Raw genomic sequence first — 14711 nt, forward strand, 5'->3', positions numbered from 1 at the left:
GGTTGTTGTTCTGGTTGTTGTTCTGGTTGTTGTTCTGGTTGTTGTTCTGGCCCTGGCCGCCGCCCTGACGCTGATTGTGCGGCTTGCCGTCGGTCGAACGCTCACCGCGCTGCTGATCCCCGCGGGGCTGTCTGGGCGGACGCGGTTTGCCCTGCTTCTGGGAAACCTGGGCATCCGCACGGCCGCCGTCCTGCTGGCGCTGGGAGCGGTTCGAAGAACCTCTCTGCTCCTGCCGGGATTCCCTAGCCTCCTGCTTATGGTCGGCACGCGGCTCCCGGGTATCGCTTTTGCCTTCACGGGACTCCTGCTTGGCCTCCGCTCTGGAAGCACCCTGTCCCTGGCCCTGATGTCTGGAAGGCTTGGGAGTTCCCTCCGCCGCAGCTTCTTCCTCCGTCTGTTCGGGCGGGGTATGCTTGCCCGGAAGCTTTTCAAGAATAAAATAAGCGCATCCGAAGTTGCAGTATTCGTTCAAATAATCCTGAAGATAGACAATCGAAGATTCCTTGCCCGCTTTGCTGTGATTCTCACGGAAAAATCCTCTGAGGCGCAGCTGATTATAGCCCCAGTCACCCACTATATAATCGTAACGTTCGAGCACTTCGCTGTAACGGTCCCGGAAAACTTCCTGATTCCAACCGTTCCGGTGTTCGGTGACCAGCTCGTACGCTCTGCCTCCGATATGAATCATGTCCCAATTCCTCCCCTGTATCCCGGCGTCGGTTACGGAGCGGACGTCTGTGAGGCCGATCGAACCTGCTCATGTGCATGGTACGAGCTGCGGACGAGCGGGCCGGATTCCACATGCTTGAATCCGCGCTTCATTCCTTCTTCCTTCAACAGAGCGAACTGCTCCGGCGTATAATATTTTTCTACGGCCAAATGTTTTCTGGTCGGCTGCAAGTATTGTCCGATCGTCATAATGTCGCAGTCGTGACGGCGCAAATCGTCCATGGTCCGCAGGATTTCATCCCACTCCTCGCCCACCCCGATCATGATGCTGGACTTCGTCGGAATGTCCGGATTCATCTTCTTCGCCCGCGCCAGCAGCTCAAGGGAGCGGCTGTATTTGGCTTTGGCCCGGACGTGATCGGACATGCGCTCAACGGTTTCGATGTTGTGGTTCAGAATGTCGGGTTTCGCGTCCATCACGATCTGCAGGGAAGCTTCATCGCCCATAAAATCGGGAATCAGCACTTCCACGCTGCAGAACGGCACTTTACTCCGCACGGCACGGATCGTCTCGGCGAAAATCGTCGCACCGCCGTCTTTCAGATCATCGCGCGCAACGGACGTTACGACGCAGTGTTTGAGCCCCATCTGAGCGGCGGCGTCGGCTACGCGTTCCGGCTCTTGAAGATCGAGCTCGGTCGGCAGGCCGGTTTTAACCGCGCAAAAACGGCAGGCGCGGGTACAAATGTCCCCGAGGATCATGAAAGTGGCCGTACGGTTCGCCCAGCATTCGTGAATGTTGGGGCATTTCGCTTCTTCACATACCGTGTGGAGCGTTTTGGAACGCATCATGTTTTTCAAATCTTTAAAGTTATCGTCGGTGTTCAGTTTTATTTTCAGCCATTCCGGCTTACGCTGTAACGGTTTAGTTGCCATTGCTTGCTCCACCTTTTGTTCGCAAGGGTTGTAAGGCCTTGCGTTTTTTCTTGTAACGTTCCCGATCCGAATACTCGCCAATTCATTCAAGGCAAGAAACCTGACGGAAGCCGGGCTTTTTTTATTATAGCACGAATGTACAAACAATCCACGCCGCTTTTCTTCACTTCCGGCCGGGCATTTAATTGGGCCTCTGCGGGATAAATCCACCAAGCCTGTACATCCTAATGTCATCAGCACCAAGAAGAGGTGATTGCATGAAAGGAATACTGCCGTCCAAAAGGCTGCTTGCGGGCTTATTAACGGCGTGCCTCGCGGCAGGCCCCCTCACGGCGACGGCAGCCGAGCCGGTCAAGGTGCCTCCTCCGGCCGCCAAACCGCAGCAGCCGCCTGATGCCGAGCGCAAAGAGCTTTTGCAGAAGGTAAGTGAAATTACAGGGATACCGTGGCCCCTGCTCGCAGCTGTGAACCGCTATGAATATACGATGAACAAAAGCCGCAAAAAAGACGCTTCCGAAAGGCTTATCGACATCGACTTTCCGGAGCTGACCTGGGTCGGCATGCTTAACCCCGATCATGAAGACACCGACCCGGGGAGCATCTCCTTTTTCGGCGGCGTCGGGGTGGACGGATCGGGCGACGGTCTGGCCGACCGCGGCAACGACCTCGACCGTCTGGCCGCGATGGCCAGGCTGATGCTGCGCCACGGAAACGATCCCGAAGATATCCGCATTTCCTTGTGGGAGCATTATTCCAATACGCGCAGCGTCGAACGCATTGAACAATTTGCGGATATCTACGAAAAATTCGGGACACTCAGTCTTCACGAGCATGCTTTCCCCCTTCCGGTCAAAGCGGAATATTCCTACCGCAGCACGTGGGGAGCGAGCCGGGGCTGGGGCGGTTTCCGCATCCACGAGGGAACGGACCTGTTTGCCGGATACGGAGTTCCGGTGCGCAGCACCAGCTACGGCATCATAGAAGTAAAAGGCTGGAACCCTTACGGGGGCTGGCGGATCGGCATACGCGATCTCGATAATATTTATCATTATTACGCGCACCTTTCCGGATTCGATAAAAAAATCAAGGAAGGCGACGTCGTAGCGCCCGGACAAGTCGTCGGCTGGGTCGGCAGCTCGGGGTACGGAAAGCCCGGTACCTCCGGTAAATTTCCGCCTCACCTTCATTTCGGCATGTACCGGGACAAAGGCCTGGCGGACTGGCCTTTCGACCCTTACCCGTCGCTGAAGAAGTGGGAGCGCGAGGAATTTAAAAAAAGAGCGGCGGGGAAATGACCCCCTCCCTCTTCCGCATCCGCCGGCCCCTATGAGTCAACAAACAGGCCTTCTCTGAAGAGAGGGCCTGTTCTGTTCCCGGCGTTCCTTGCCGGCAAAGACGGACCGAGCCCGGCAGAAGCTTGCGGCACAGCCGCTCGCACCGCGCGAAGCTCCCGGCACGCGGTGTTTGTCGCCGAATGACGGCGGTCAACCACCGCTGCCCGTGATAAGGCGAAAAAAGGCGGACTTCGGGCAACCTCCTTCAAACGGCTGTCCGCCCGGATTACTCCGCCTTTTTCTCCTCCGCCCCCTCGGGCTTAGTTACGCCTTCCGTATGAGCGTCGGGCTGCTGCTTTCCGCCGCTTCCGGCTGTTGGCTGTCCTTTGAGATTGGGCAGCGAGATGCTCGGGGGCACCGCATCCTTGCTCGACCCGACGGGATTCCCTTTGTTGTCGAAATAATACATAGGCACGTCGCCGACAACAAGCGAATAGGAAATCGGAATTTCGGTTTCGACGATTTCAGGTTCGGAATCGAACGGGATGATGACAGAGACCTCGGCGACGATCCGGATATAGACTTCGACGAGAATCATGTTGATGCCCGCATTTTCATGACGGGTGCTGAGATCCACCTTGACGGCCCCTGCCGGCGTAATCCGGATCGGGATATTCGGACCGAAAGAAGCGAGAATGGCGCTTCCCATCGCCTGCCCGAGAGGGATATGCTCGGGAATCGCCGTCAGCCGGTTCAGCTGGCTTTGAACGGCCCCGCGGGTTTCGGCGGTAATCCGCATATGCTCGGAATAATTAAGCATAAAGCCGGATACTTTGCCGCTGCTGTCCGTTTTCCAGTCGATCAGCTTCTCGAAGTCCGTTCCTCTGGAAATCCTATCGGAAATCGCTTCATTGATGGATTCGGTGGCGATCTGCTTGACCCGCACTTTCGCCAGATTCATCAGCGGGGGCTTCAAATTCCGCTCGATCATAATAAACGACTGCAGCGAGACAAGCATAAAAATGAGCAGCACGAAGAACAGCCTTTTTTTCCAGCCTTGTTTGCGGGTCGGCCTGCTCTTCCATCTTTGCCGGATCATCCGTGTTCCTCCCTGTCCTGCGGCATTACTAATACCCTATGCAGGCTCGTTTTAAAAAAGAAGGCTCTTCCCGGTTGTCTGTCCCGTTCCAACAGGATATGATACAATCAGCAATTAAATCATGGAAGCTATAACGGAGGCAGCTATGCTCACTTTTGAACAAAAAATCGCCATTATGGAATCTTTCCCTGAACTCCAGCGGAAAAACGTGTCTCTCGGACGGGTCAATTTTCATTACGAAGACAGCGCTTATGATAAAAAAACGGTCGGCTACCATTTTCATCCGAACGGAAACGGGTACATTTATGCCGGGCAGATTCAGGGCGCCGAAACGGACGACAAAGGTCTCGTCAACATCCGGGATTACACGGAAGAGCAGCTTCGAGATCTCGCCGGCGCTGCGATCCGGTCGCTAAACGCAGGACTCGGAGCTTCCGGTCCGGAATCGGATGCCTCATCCGGCACTTCCGCCGAAGGCGAAGATGAACAAACCTGGGTAAACGATGACGGCCACGTACTTACCGTCAAGCCGGAAGATGACATGTGGTTTATTCATGCGGGACTGAACCTGGATTCCGTTTTTGAAAGTTACGAAGAAGCGGCGGAGTATCTGGAAGAGGAAGGTTTTGCGCGTAAGAAGTGAGGGCACCCGGCCGTAAACGGCCGGCGGCGCTAAATTAAAAAGAAGAGCCTCTTTTTCAAAAGAAGGCTCTTCTTCTTGTGTCATGAAATTCAATTGGCGAGGCTAAACGGACGAGCCGGCAAGCCGCTGCCGCGACGCCTCGAAAAGCAGCACCGTCGTCGCCATCGCCACGTTGAGCGACTCCGCCTGCCCCTGCATCGGGATAATCACCCGATGCGTGGCAAGCTCCCCGGCCGCCGCGGACACGCCGCGGCCTTCGTTGCCCACCACGAGCCAGGTCGGGCGGGTCATATCGAGCGCATAGCAGCTCGAATCCGCCTGTAGGCTCGTGACGACGATCTGCCGGCCCGCTTCGCGCGCGGCCGGCAGAAGCTCCTGCAGATCCGCCTCCACGATCGGCAGATGAAACAGCGATCCCATCGTCGAGCGGATCGCTTTGGGGTTGTACAGGTCGACGGTCCCCCGTCCGAGCACGACCGCAGAGGCGCCGACCGCGTCGGCGCTGCGGATAATCGTGCCCAGGTTCCCGGGGTCCTGGACCCCGTCGACCACGACCACGAGATCGCTGCCGGGATCCGCCAGCAGCGTCTCGGCCGGCTCCGCCGGTTTGTCCACCACCGCGAAGATTCCCTGCGGTGTCTCCGTGTCGGTGCAGCGCTCCATGATCGGGCGCGTCACCGACACGGTCTCTATCCCAGCCGCCTCGGCATGGTCCGCCAGTGTGCCGGGCAGGCCCTTGTCCGCCTCGTACACGAGAGTGCGGACAGGAGCGCCGGCGCGGACGGCCTCTTCGACGAGATGAATCCCCTCGATGAGGAACGCGCCCGCTTTCTGCCGGCCTTTGCGGTCCAGCAGCCCGGCCCATTCTTTCACTCTATTGTTCTGCACGGACGTGATATCCGGCTGATTGTATGCTTGTGCCATGGTTGATTTACTCCGAATATTCGACTTCAAAACGTTTTAAATCTTTGTTGTTGCCGAGCACGATCAGAATTTCCCCGGGCTGGATAGGCGTTTCGACGGGCGGAGGAATAATCAGCTGCTCCTGCCGCTTGATGGCGATCACGTTGCACTGAAATTTCGCGCGAAGATCGAGATCTCGCAAATTTTTACCGACCATCCGGTCGTTCGCCTTCATTTCCAGAATGCTGTGTTCGCTCGACAACTCGATATAATCCAGAATATTGGGCGATATGAGATGATGGGCAACCCTTTGGCCCATATCCCGCTCGGGATAAATGATTTTGTCCGCGCCTATCTTGCGCAGCACCTTGCCGTGAAGATCGTTAGCCGCTTTAACGACGATGGTCGGAATCCCGATGTCTTTCAGGAGAAGCGTAGCCAAAATGCTGGCCTGTATATTTTCACCGATTGCCACGACGACAACGTCGAAATTGCGTATACCGAGCGCTCTCAAGGCCTCTTCGTCGGTGCAATCCACTTGTACGGAATGCGTGACAACCGTGGATATTTCCTGGATGCGCTCTTCACTGTGATCCAGCGCCAGAACCTCGAAACCGAGTCCCGTCAAGTTTTTGGCTACCGACGATCCGAAACGGCCCATTCCGATGACCGCAAACTGTTTTTTCATGGCATTCCATCCTTACGCTTTAGGATACCTGATTCTGAAGTTTATTATAGCATGATTGCTTCCGTTTTCGAGCATATTAAAGACGAAACCACACGGAAGCGAGGCGTATAAGGCATGATCCTCAGTTTGCGGCAAGCGATTGTTCAACGGGTCGAAGGAAAGTCCAATGACGAGCTGAAAGAAATCATCGACGATTCCATTGACGGCCAAGAGCAGGCACTTCCGGGACTCGGTGTTTTATTCGAAGTGATTTGGAAAAATATTGATTCCGAGAAGCAGTCCGAGCTTGTTTCGGCATTGCACGATCATTTGACTTAAAACCCGGCTTATCATCGCCGATCTGTTCCCGCCCGGGCGGTCGTCAACCGAAAGGCGGCAGCCGCTGTTCGCCAGCCGGCTGCCGCCTTTTCAACTTTTTTATAACCGGATCAGAATTTACAAAAGCTGTGTCCCGCCGGTTCCCTGCGCTCCGGGCTGTCGGTCAGAAAATGCTCTTCCCGCTCCCGAACCACCTTCAAAATATCATGAAACGTGGCAAACGGAAAAAAAGAGATGTCCTCCCGCGTCAAATAACGGGCCAGACTGCTGCGGGCAAAAACCCAATCGGCATAGGCGGAGCCGTAAATATCGCTGCTGCCGTCGCCTATATAAATGACCCGGCAGCCTTCTTCTTTCAGCTTGCGCACAACCCCGGATTTGCAGCAGCCGCACCAGGAGCAGGCCGGGTTCATGTTTTGCGTCCCCAGTGTGTAAGCGCCGTCCTCCCCGTATTGAATCGGATTGGAAATAACGGTGTCAACGGTGACGTGATTGGCGGCCATGATGCGGTCGATATAATATTTCATTCCGTCGCTGAGAATAGTCACCGGAATGCTTTTGGTTTTACAATACGCCAGAAATTCCTCGGCTCCGTCCCTCAAATTCATGCGGTCGGCGATGGCGTTCACTTCCTCCTGCCGGTCCCCCAGCAAGCCGTAGGACGTGTGGATCCATTCCCGTGAACCGATTTCCTTGTTCAAAAAACGCTCCAGCTTCCCCCGGACATCCGGACGGTCCTCCACGCCAAGTTCCTTCATCAGGGTCGCCCCTACATCCTGCTCCATCAAAGTGCCGTCAAAATCGGTCACAACGACCAGTTGTCCCTTCTCCAAACGATATCCGCTCCCTTGCAGACCCCTCTATCCTCCGTTAAATCTGCCGTGCGGCAGAAGGTTGTCCCGGCAGCCTCCGTTGTTTCCGCTCAAGCAGATCAACCTGAGAACGGGTCTTTTTTTTCTCTATTATAGCATACCGGAATTTAGAGCAGATGAGCCGGAACCGAACCGTGTCCAGCAAAAAGCGGGCTGCTGCTTCTGCCGGATCTCTTAATTCCCCGGCCGCGGGTTGGAGGAAGCACGGACGACGAGCTTCGTGGAAAGCCGTTCATGGAACGAATCGGGCAGCTCGCCCTCTTCCGGGGAAGCATTGATCCGCTTCAGCAGCGCATCGGCCGCGAGAAGTCCCATCTCGAAGAACGGAACATAAACGGAGGTCAGCGGCGGATCGCTGAGCTTGGCGGCTTCGGAATCGTCATATCCGACGATGGCAAGATCTTCTCCGGGGACGATGCCCCGTTCTTTCAGGCCCTGCATGAGGCCGACCGCCATCCGGTCGTTCGATGAGAATACCGCATCGACACGGCCGCCGAGTTCGGCAATCCGTGCCGCCGCCGCATAGCCGCTTGTCCGGCTGTAGTTGCCTTCCAAAATCAGCTCGGGCTCCGGCGCCAGACCCGCTTCGTTCAAGGCCCGGTAATAGCCCCGCAGACGGTCCGCGCTGTTCGAATATTGCGGCGATCCGTTCAGAAACGCGATCCGCCGGTACCCGCCTTCCAGCAAGTGCTTGACCGCCTCGTAGCAGCCCTGCTCATGATCGGCGTCCACAACGCTGTAGGTCTCCCCTTCGTAGTGCTGATTGATCAGCACGAACGGCATTCCCTGACGATCGAGTTCCCGGAACCCTTCCCGCTGTGCGGGCACGTCCAGCGCCCCCAAAAAAATACACCCGTCCACTTTGCGGGAACGGTAAGGCTCCGTGTAATCCACGGATTCGTGGGGAGAACGGAACATGACCAGCATATCGCAGCCGTGCCTGCGGACCCCTTCGCCTATTCCGCTCAATATTTCCGAGAAATAATACGTCGAAAACAGATGCACCTTCGGCACATACGGCAGAATCAGGCCGATATGACCGCTTTTCCCCAGAGCGAAGCTGCGGGCCACCGCATTGGGATGATAGTTCAGCTCCTTGGCGGCCGCCAATACTTTCTGCTTCGTGCTTTCCTTCATAGGCCCTACATTGTTAAAAACGCGGGAAACCGTCGCTTCGGATACACCCGCCATCTTTGCCACATCTTTTCTCGTCACCATGCCGCTACCCCTTAGCTGGCGTTCCTTACCGCCCAGTTTCTATGGATATTTCGATGAAAATATACTTAGTTGGATCATAATCGTTCGATTCGATAAGATCGTTATCGTTTATTGTAAGAAATTTTTCGGATAAAATAAATGAACACGCGTTCATTTTCTCATATCAAGCGGCTTTCCGTCAATCGGCTGCAGGTGCTTTCCGTCTGCTCCGGCCCTACTTGCGCTCGCCTATCCGACCGACTATGCTAAGATTATGAAAGCGCCCTAAAACAAGCTGCGCGCGCAGCATCGAACAACAATCACGGTTGCGGCCAAAGCCCGCCAGGACAACCGCTTGTCATATAAGGAGTTGAGCGAAAATGAAACTGCTCGTCGTGGAAGACGACCGGTCGGTGTGCGAAATGCTCCGCCCTTTTCTGGAACGCGAAGGGACCGTTACGTTCGTGCATACGGGCTCCGAAGCCGAATCCCTGATCCGTGAAGCCTCCTGGAACCTGATTATCCTGGACTGGATGCTTCCGAACCGCAGCGGGATTGAGCTGTGCCGGATGATCCGCACGACACAGGACACCCCCGTTATTCTGCTGACGGCCCGCGGAGAAGAAGGCGACCGCGTACTCGGACTGGAATCCGGCGCGGACGATTATATCACGAAGCCGTTCAGTCCGCTGGAGCTTCTCGCACGCATCAAAGCGATTATGCGCCGCTATCACAGCGGGCCCGGCAGTATGGCCGACAACGGTGCCGCGGAGTCCGCTTTCCCGGAGGATCTTGTCGAAGACAACGGAGAGCGGCTCGTCCACAAAGATATCAAAGTCGATACGAGCACGCGCGAGGTCTACGTCGGCCCGGATAAATTCACGAACCTGACGCCCCGGGAATTCGATCTGATCTCCCTGCTCGTCCGCTATCCCAAACGCGTGTTTACCCGGGAGCAGCTTCTCGAAGCTGTGTGGGGGTACGACTTTTACGGGGATGAACGCACGGTCGATGTCCACATCAAGAGACTCCGCACCAAAATCGGCAGCGCCGAGAGGCCGTTGATCGCCACGGTCTGGGGAGTCGGCTACAAATTGGAGGAATAAGATGAAGTTCAGGCTGATTCCGACCCGGCACCGCTTCACGTTTTTCCAGAGACAGTTTGTCTCGCTGCTTTTCCTGTCTCTGCTTGTTCTCGTGCTCGTCAGTTTTATTTTCGTCTATCTGTTCAAGATCCACATTTACGACGAGAAAACGGAAGAGCTCGAGAGCGCCGGTGACACGATTTCGCGGCTGATCCTCCGGGAGGAAGTCGTGCCCGAATTGACGCTGAGCGCCTACCGCACGGTTCTGAGGGAGCGCGGCATTTCCTTTATCGCCATGAATGCGAAAGGGCAGCTTTATTTTAAAGACCAGCGCACCACTCCTCCGACGTTCCGGTCCAAAACGTTCATGGACAGCCTGCTCGCCCAGATCCCCAAGCTTCAGAGCGGCAAAGCCCTGATCGTGGAAGAAAGCGGACCGGACCCCTATCTCGTATATCCGTACGAGCTTAAATTAAAGCATTCCGACGGCAAAAATTATTTATTTGTCATGTCTCCGGTCAAAGGAATGACGCAGACGCTCTCCCGCGTTTACGAAATGGTCGTGCTCGCCGGTATCGTGGTTTTTGTGCTCGCCATGATCGTCGCGCTTATCGTTTCGCGCAATATGAGCCGGGCCGTCCTTTCGATCCGGCAGGCCACCCGGCGCATCGCCGACGGGCGGTACGATGCGCGCTGCGATCTCGCGCGGACGGACGAGCTGGGGGATCTCTCCCGGGATTTCAACCGGATGGCGGAACAGTTGGAGTTCACTTCTCATAAGCTGGAGCGTATCGAAATCAAGCGGAGGCGTTTTATTACCGATGTGACGCACGAACTGAGAACGCCGCTCACCTCGATCCGGGGGATTGTCGAAGGTCTGAAAAGCGAGTACATCACCGGACACGAAGAGCAGGTCAAATACTACGGCATCATTGAGCAGGAAACGCTCCGGCTTATCCGTCTCATCAACGAACTGCTGGATATGGAAAAAATACAAAACGGCCTCATCACGCTGCGCCGTGAGTATTATCCGTTGAATGATTTGCTTGAAGTGCTGAAAGAGTCCTTCGAATTCCTGATCGGGGACAAAGACCTTCATCTGGAAATCGACTGCCCTCCGGACACGTTGATTTACGGCGATTATGACCGTTTAACGCAAATTTTGATTAATCTGATTAAAAACAGCATCCAGTTCACGTCTCACGGCACCATCCGTATGACGGCAAGACAGACGGAGACCGCCACCGAGCTGAGCATCTCGGACACGGGACGGGGGATGACCGCCGAGGAGATGGAGCAGATCTGGGATCGTTTCTACAAGGCCGATCCTTCCCGCTCCAAAGACCGGAGCGAAACCGGCCTCGGGCTTTCGATCGTGAAGCGGCTCATGGAGGCGCACGACGCCGAAATACGCGTGTCGAGCGTGCCCGGCCAAGGCACCACGTTCCGCCTGCGTTTTCCCGTCAAGCCGGGAGAAGCGGCTCATGCGGGAGAGTTGCCGGGAGAAGGAGAAGTCTAAGAGCGGCGGCTTTCGGCGCTTGGCCTGTTCTTCTTCGCTGCTCGTTCTTCCCGGTATCCGGCTGTAAGGTTTGCGGTTTACGATGCAGTTCTTCCGATGCCCCTCCAACCAAAACGGCCCGGCTGACACCGCCCGGCCGTTTCTTTTTCATTTGCGTTTGTTGTACTTGTAGTACCGCAGTACCTTCGCGTAGATCCGCTTATCCTTCAGGACTTTAAAAATATACGGGTCCGGCTTCGTATTCACTTCCAACACCCACGGCTTAAGTTCCTGATCGACAGCGACATCCAGCCCGATTTCCCGGATACCCGGATACTTCGAACGGAGAGCATGAGCGGTGCCGAGAGCCAGCCGTTTAAGCTTGGCTTTGAAGCGCTTCAACTCTTCGGCGTCCAGATAGGAGCCGAGTAAGGTCTCAACGGAACGCAGCTGTCCTCCGCTGTGGTAGTTCGTAACCACCTTGCCGGTTTGGGAAACTCTGCCGATCATACCGCTTGTTTCCCATTGCCCGGCCGGATTGATCTGCACCATGACCCGCAAATCGAACACGTTCTTGTCATGCTTCAGCATGCGGATACCCTTTTGGACTAAATATTTGCGTCCAACCGTTGCCGTCTTCAGCGATTGATACAGGTCCTCGCAAGTTTCAAAGCTCCGGGTCGTCTTCCGGTGCTGATACCGGTAAGGCTTGGCATCTTGTTTGTTATAATCCACCCGCATTACACCCCTGCCGAACGTCCCGCAGTCGGGTTTCACGTACACCATGCGATATTCGTTCAACATATCCCGCAGCGATTCTTCCGACAGGATCCGTGTCGCCGGTATATGAGGACGCACAGCCGTGCTGTGCAGGACAGCCTCCGTCTTTACCCACTTGCTCACGACATATCTTCTCATCCGGTGCTTCCTCCTATCATCCGCCGACATACCTGCTTGAATCAGATTATCCAAACCTGCGATTAGCTTATGAGGCCGGGCCAAGGACTGTCACGGACAAACGCCTGCCGCCGGGAAAATGCAACCTTGCAGGCCAAAAGGCCGTTAATAGGGAAAAGAAGCGAGGTGTATCCCGTGAGAAAAAAGTACGGTTTACCGACCGTCGTCCTGTTCTTCTTGGCGGGCTTGATCGGCCTGCTGCTAAATCCCTATCAAGCGAGTGCGCTGGACTACGCGCTGATTCCGCTTAGACAGCTGGAGGAAGAGTCCGACGTCATTGTAACGGGGACAGTACTGCGGGAACAGAAATCCGGCATGGATAACGCTTACACACTCCAGCTTGATCAAATCCTTAAGGGCGATACGAATGTCAGGACGCCCATCAAGGTTAACGTGCTTCAATTTTCCGACGAAGGCAAAATGTTTCCGGGCGAGCGGTACCTGCTTCTTCTCAAAGCCGGAAGCCCTTTTATCGTAAGCGGGGTCCATCAAGGATTGATCCGGCTTTCCGGCGTAAAACCTTTCTCCCGGTTTTACACCCCCGATGAGATCACGGCTCTTCTGGACAAACTCGGCGCAAAGTACAAGGAATCCTCCTCGGCCGAACCTGCTTCACCCCCACCTGAAAATGCTTCTCCCTCCCCCGATTCTGTTACGGACGGGGTGCGGCCGACCGAACGGGCGGCCCCGGGTCCCTGGGAGGAAAGAAAGCCCGCGGAACCTTATCTTCTCTCGGAGTGGTACGGGCCTCTCTTCCTGGCCGCAGGTCTGGCAACCGGTACCATAACCGCCTTTGCAGCCGAAAAACGGGCCCGCAAACAACAAACGGAGCGGGACAGCCACGCCCCGGACTAGCGCGGAAGCATTCAAAAAAAGCCATCCCGCCCAAATCGGCGGAATGGCTTTCGTTTAATACGGAGGAGCGGGGAATCAACCACCACCCGGTCCTCCTTGTTTATTTAAGGCGCGTTTGTCAGGAACTGCGCATTCGGATTTTTCTCCATGGCGGACCGCAGGGCGTACTCGCTCTCGAACAGGGCAACATAGTTGCCTTTCTTGTCCGTGACAAGCTGCGAGTTGATGCGGAAGCGGGACGGGTCGATCTTCTCGTCGATAATCCATCTCGCGAACTGGAAGCCCAGGCGCTGAAGCTGGATATCTACCCCGTACTCGGCCTTCATCCGGTGCTCGAACACTTCGAACTGAAGCTGGCCGACTACCCCGAGAATCGTATCGTCAAACGCTCCGGTAGTCCGGAACACTTGGATGGTTCCTTCCTCCGTAAGCTGGTCGATTCCCTTCTGATACTGTTTGTGCTTCAAGGCGTTCTTGACGGTTACTTTGCTGAAAATTTCCGGCGAGAACGTAGGCAGCTCATCGAACACGATTTCTTCCTTCTGGCTGAGAGAATCCCCGATTCTGAAAATACCCGGGTCGAACAACCCGATGATATCTCCCGGATACGCCTCCTCCACAATGTCGCGGTCCTGTGCAAGAAACTGCTGCGGCTGAGAAAGCTTAATTTCCTTCCCGGCACGCACATGCTTCACAGACATGCCTCTCTGGAATTTGCCCGACACGATCCGCAGGAACGCGATCCGGTCCCGGTGAGCCGGATTCATGTTGGCCTGGATTTTGAACACATACCCCGAGAAGTTCTCTTTGGTCGGCTCTACCATTTCGCCCTGCGTGTTTTTACGCGGCTCCGGAGCCGGCGCCAGTTCCAGGAAGTTTTCCAGGAACGTCTGGACGCCGAAGTTGTTGACGGCACTCCCGAAAAATACCGGCGTCAGCTCGCCTTTCATCACTTTCTCGTAATCAAACGGGTCCCCGGCAACGTCCAGAAGCTCCAGCTCTTGTCCGAGCTGCTCGTACATATGCTCGCCCGCGATTTCCTTGATCACCGGGTCCTCGTAGCCTTCTACCTTGCGGACGGCAACCTGCTTATGATCGTCGCCCTGGAACAGCTCCAATTGGGTCCGCTGGCGGTCGTATACGCCGCAGAACCGCTTGCCCATGCCGATCGGCCAGTTCATGGGGTACGAACGGATACCGAGAACCTGCTCCAATTCTTCCAACAGCTCGAACGGATCACGACCTTCACGGTCGAGTTTGTTAATAAACGTGAATATCGGAATGCCTCTCATGCGGCATACCTGGAACAGCTTGATCGTCTGAGCCTCGACGCCCTTCGCAACGTCGATCAGCATCACCGCGCTGTCTGCGGCGGTTAAGGTACGGTACGTATCTTCACTGAAATCCTGGTGACCCGGGGTATCCAGAATGTTGATCTTGTGTCCGAGATAATCGAACTGCATAACGGACGACGTAACGGAGATCCCCCGCTGTTTCTCGATCTCCATCCAGTCGGAAGTCGCATATTTGCCGACCTTGCGGCCTTTAACTGTTCCGGCGAGACGGATCGCGCCTCCGAAGAGCAGCAGCTTTTCCGTCAGTGTAGTTTTACCCGCATCGGGGTGGGAAATAATGGCGAACGTGCGGCGCTTGGCCGCCTCGGTTTGAAGCTCTTTTTGTAAAGGTGTACTCATGGTTGGATCCTTCCTGCTTTCTC

The 14711-nt window shown here is 55.6% G+C and carries 15 protein-coding genes; 6 read left to right on the plus strand and 9 right to left on the minus strand.

The features are described from left to right. Together HMPREF1207_RS07855 and lipA are read right to left on the minus strand one after the other, a co-directional pair. Positions 1 to 688 (minus strand): YutD family protein (locus HMPREF1207_RS07855; protein ID WP_016423564.1); only part of this gene is annotated, 688 nt, incomplete at its 3' end. A gap of 32 nt (positions 689 to 720) precedes the next feature. Further along, a complete protein-coding gene (gene lipA / locus HMPREF1207_RS07860) occupies positions 721 to 1839 on the minus strand; it encodes a lipoyl synthase (RefSeq protein WP_256123674.1) in 1119 nt (372 codons plus the stop codon). Between the two features lie 23 nt (positions 1840 to 1862). Between lipA and HMPREF1207_RS07865 the strand changes: the two genes are divergently transcribed. Further along, positions 1863 to 2900: a M23 family metallopeptidase gene (locus HMPREF1207_RS07865; RefSeq protein WP_009673107.1), complete on the plus strand. Its 1038-nt coding sequence runs from the start codon at positions 1863 to 1865 to the stop codon at positions 2898 to 2900. Positions 2901 to 3165: 265 nt separating this feature from the next. Here the strand turns inward: HMPREF1207_RS07865 and yunB are convergent, their stop codons facing one another. Next, entirely contained in the window at positions 3166 to 3978 is an 813-nt protein-coding gene (gene yunB / locus HMPREF1207_RS07870; protein ID WP_009673117.1) for a sporulation protein YunB, read from the minus strand. Between the two features lie 145 nt (positions 3979 to 4123). Here yunB and HMPREF1207_RS07875 point away from each other — a divergent pair, with 145 nt between their 5' ends. Next, positions 4124 to 4621 carry a hypothetical protein gene (locus HMPREF1207_RS07875; protein WP_009673169.1) on the plus strand — a complete coding sequence of 166 codons (498 nt, stop codon included), beginning with the start codon at positions 4124 to 4126 and terminating at the stop codon, positions 4619 to 4621. 102 nt (positions 4622 to 4723) lie between these two features. Here the strand turns inward: HMPREF1207_RS07875 and HMPREF1207_RS07880 are convergent, their stop codons facing one another. Then, positions 4724 to 5545, minus strand: a complete 822-nt coding sequence (locus HMPREF1207_RS07880; protein ID WP_009673071.1) for a TrmH family RNA methyltransferase — start codon at positions 5543 to 5545, stop codon at positions 4724 to 4726. 7 nt (positions 5546 to 5552) lie between these two features. Then, a complete protein-coding gene (locus HMPREF1207_RS07885; RefSeq protein ID WP_009673141.1) occupies positions 5553 to 6212 on the minus strand; it encodes a potassium channel family protein in 660 nt (219 codons plus the stop codon). A 114-nt stretch (positions 6213 to 6326) separates the two neighbouring features. On the opposite strand from HMPREF1207_RS07885, the gene sspI reads away from it, so the two are divergent. Beyond that, complete coding sequence (gene sspI / locus HMPREF1207_RS07890) at positions 6327 to 6530, plus strand: small acid-soluble spore protein SspI (protein WP_009673179.1); 204 nt, start codon at positions 6327 to 6329, stop codon at positions 6528 to 6530. 110 nt (positions 6531 to 6640) lie between these two features. Here the strand turns inward: sspI and HMPREF1207_RS07895 are convergent, their stop codons facing one another. Both HMPREF1207_RS07895 and HMPREF1207_RS07900 read right to left on the minus strand, forming a co-directional pair. Further along, positions 6641 to 7363, minus strand: coding sequence for an MtnX-like HAD-IB family phosphatase (locus HMPREF1207_RS07895; protein WP_009673170.1), 723 nt, complete (start codon positions 7361 to 7363; stop codon positions 6641 to 6643). A gap of 213 nt (positions 7364 to 7576) precedes the next feature. Further along, positions 7577 to 8620, minus strand: a complete 1044-nt coding sequence (locus HMPREF1207_RS07900) for a LacI family DNA-binding transcriptional regulator (protein WP_009673091.1) — start codon at positions 8618 to 8620, stop codon at positions 7577 to 7579. 359 nt (positions 8621 to 8979) lie between these two features. Here HMPREF1207_RS07900 and HMPREF1207_RS07905 point away from each other — a divergent pair, with 359 nt between their 5' ends. Together HMPREF1207_RS07905 and HMPREF1207_RS07910 are read left to right on the plus strand one after the other, a co-directional pair. Continuing rightward, a complete protein-coding gene (locus HMPREF1207_RS07905; protein ID WP_009673148.1) occupies positions 8980 to 9705 on the plus strand; it encodes a response regulator transcription factor in 726 nt (241 codons plus the stop codon). 1 nt (position 9706) lies between these two features. Further along, the gene (locus tag HMPREF1207_RS07910; RefSeq protein ID WP_009673168.1) at positions 9707 to 11203 is read left to right on the plus strand and encodes a sensor histidine kinase; all 1497 of its coding nucleotides are present in this window, start codon (positions 9707 to 9709) and stop codon (positions 11201 to 11203) included. Between the two features lie 147 nt (positions 11204 to 11350). Here the strand turns inward: HMPREF1207_RS07910 and HMPREF1207_RS07915 are convergent, their stop codons facing one another. Further along, positions 11351 to 12100, minus strand: coding sequence for a YheC/YheD family protein (locus HMPREF1207_RS07915; RefSeq protein WP_009673176.1), 750 nt, complete (start codon positions 12098 to 12100; stop codon positions 11351 to 11353). A gap of 174 nt (positions 12101 to 12274) precedes the next feature. On the opposite strand from HMPREF1207_RS07915, the gene HMPREF1207_RS07920 reads away from it, so the two are divergent. After that, the gene (locus tag HMPREF1207_RS07920; protein ID WP_009673096.1) at positions 12275 to 12994 is read left to right on the plus strand and encodes a hypothetical protein; all 720 of its coding nucleotides are present in this window, start codon (positions 12275 to 12277) and stop codon (positions 12992 to 12994) included. Positions 12995 to 13098: 104 nt separating this feature from the next. On the opposite strand, the gene HMPREF1207_RS07925 is transcribed toward HMPREF1207_RS07920, so the two are convergent. Further along, a complete protein-coding gene (locus HMPREF1207_RS07925; RefSeq protein WP_009673075.1) occupies positions 13099 to 14688 on the minus strand; it encodes a peptide chain release factor 3 in 1590 nt (529 codons plus the stop codon). Positions 14689 to 14711: the final 23 nt, after the last annotated feature.

It is taken from the genome of Paenibacillus sp. HGH0039, from assembly GCF_000411255.1.
Taxonomy (GTDB): domain Bacteria; phylum Bacillota; class Bacilli; order Paenibacillales; family NBRC-103111; genus Paenibacillus_F.

Excerpts from the sequence above, each read along its gene's own strand:
- lipA (WP_256123674.1), bottom strand. The coding sequence starts at position 1,839 with ATGACATTAGGATGTACAGGCTTGGTGGATTTATCCCGCAGAGGCCCA.
- HMPREF1207_RS07865 (WP_009673107.1), top strand. The coding sequence starts at position 1,863 with ATGAAAGGAATACTGCCGTCCAAAAGGCTGCTTGCGGGCTTATTAACG.
- yunB (WP_009673117.1), bottom strand. The coding sequence starts at position 3,978 with ATGATCCGGCAAAGATGGAAGAGCAGGCCGACCCGCAAACAAGGCTGG.
- HMPREF1207_RS07875 (WP_009673169.1), top strand. The coding sequence starts at position 4,124 with ATGCTCACTTTTGAACAAAAAATCGCCATTATGGAATCTTTCCCTGAA.
- HMPREF1207_RS07880 (WP_009673071.1), bottom strand. The coding sequence starts at position 5,545 with ATGGCACAAGCATACAATCAGCCGGATATCACGTCCGTGCAGAACAAT.
- HMPREF1207_RS07885 (WP_009673141.1), bottom strand. The coding sequence starts at position 6,212 with ATGAAAAAACAGTTTGCGGTCATCGGAATGGGCCGTTTCGGATCGTCG.
- sspI (WP_009673179.1), top strand. The coding sequence starts at position 6,327 with ATGATCCTCAGTTTGCGGCAAGCGATTGTTCAACGGGTCGAAGGAAAG.
- HMPREF1207_RS07900 (WP_009673091.1), bottom strand. The coding sequence starts at position 8,620 with ATGGTGACGAGAAAAGATGTGGCAAAGATGGCGGGTGTATCCGAAGCG.
- HMPREF1207_RS07905 (WP_009673148.1), top strand. The coding sequence starts at position 8,980 with ATGAAACTGCTCGTCGTGGAAGACGACCGGTCGGTGTGCGAAATGCTC.
- HMPREF1207_RS07910 (WP_009673168.1), top strand. The coding sequence starts at position 9,707 with ATGAAGTTCAGGCTGATTCCGACCCGGCACCGCTTCACGTTTTTCCAG.
- HMPREF1207_RS07915 (WP_009673176.1), bottom strand. The coding sequence starts at position 12,100 with ATGAGAAGATATGTCGTGAGCAAGTGGGTAAAGACGGAGGCTGTCCTG.
- HMPREF1207_RS07925 (WP_009673075.1), bottom strand. The coding sequence starts at position 14,688 with ATGAGTACACCTTTACAAAAAGAGCTTCAAACCGAGGCGGCCAAGCGC.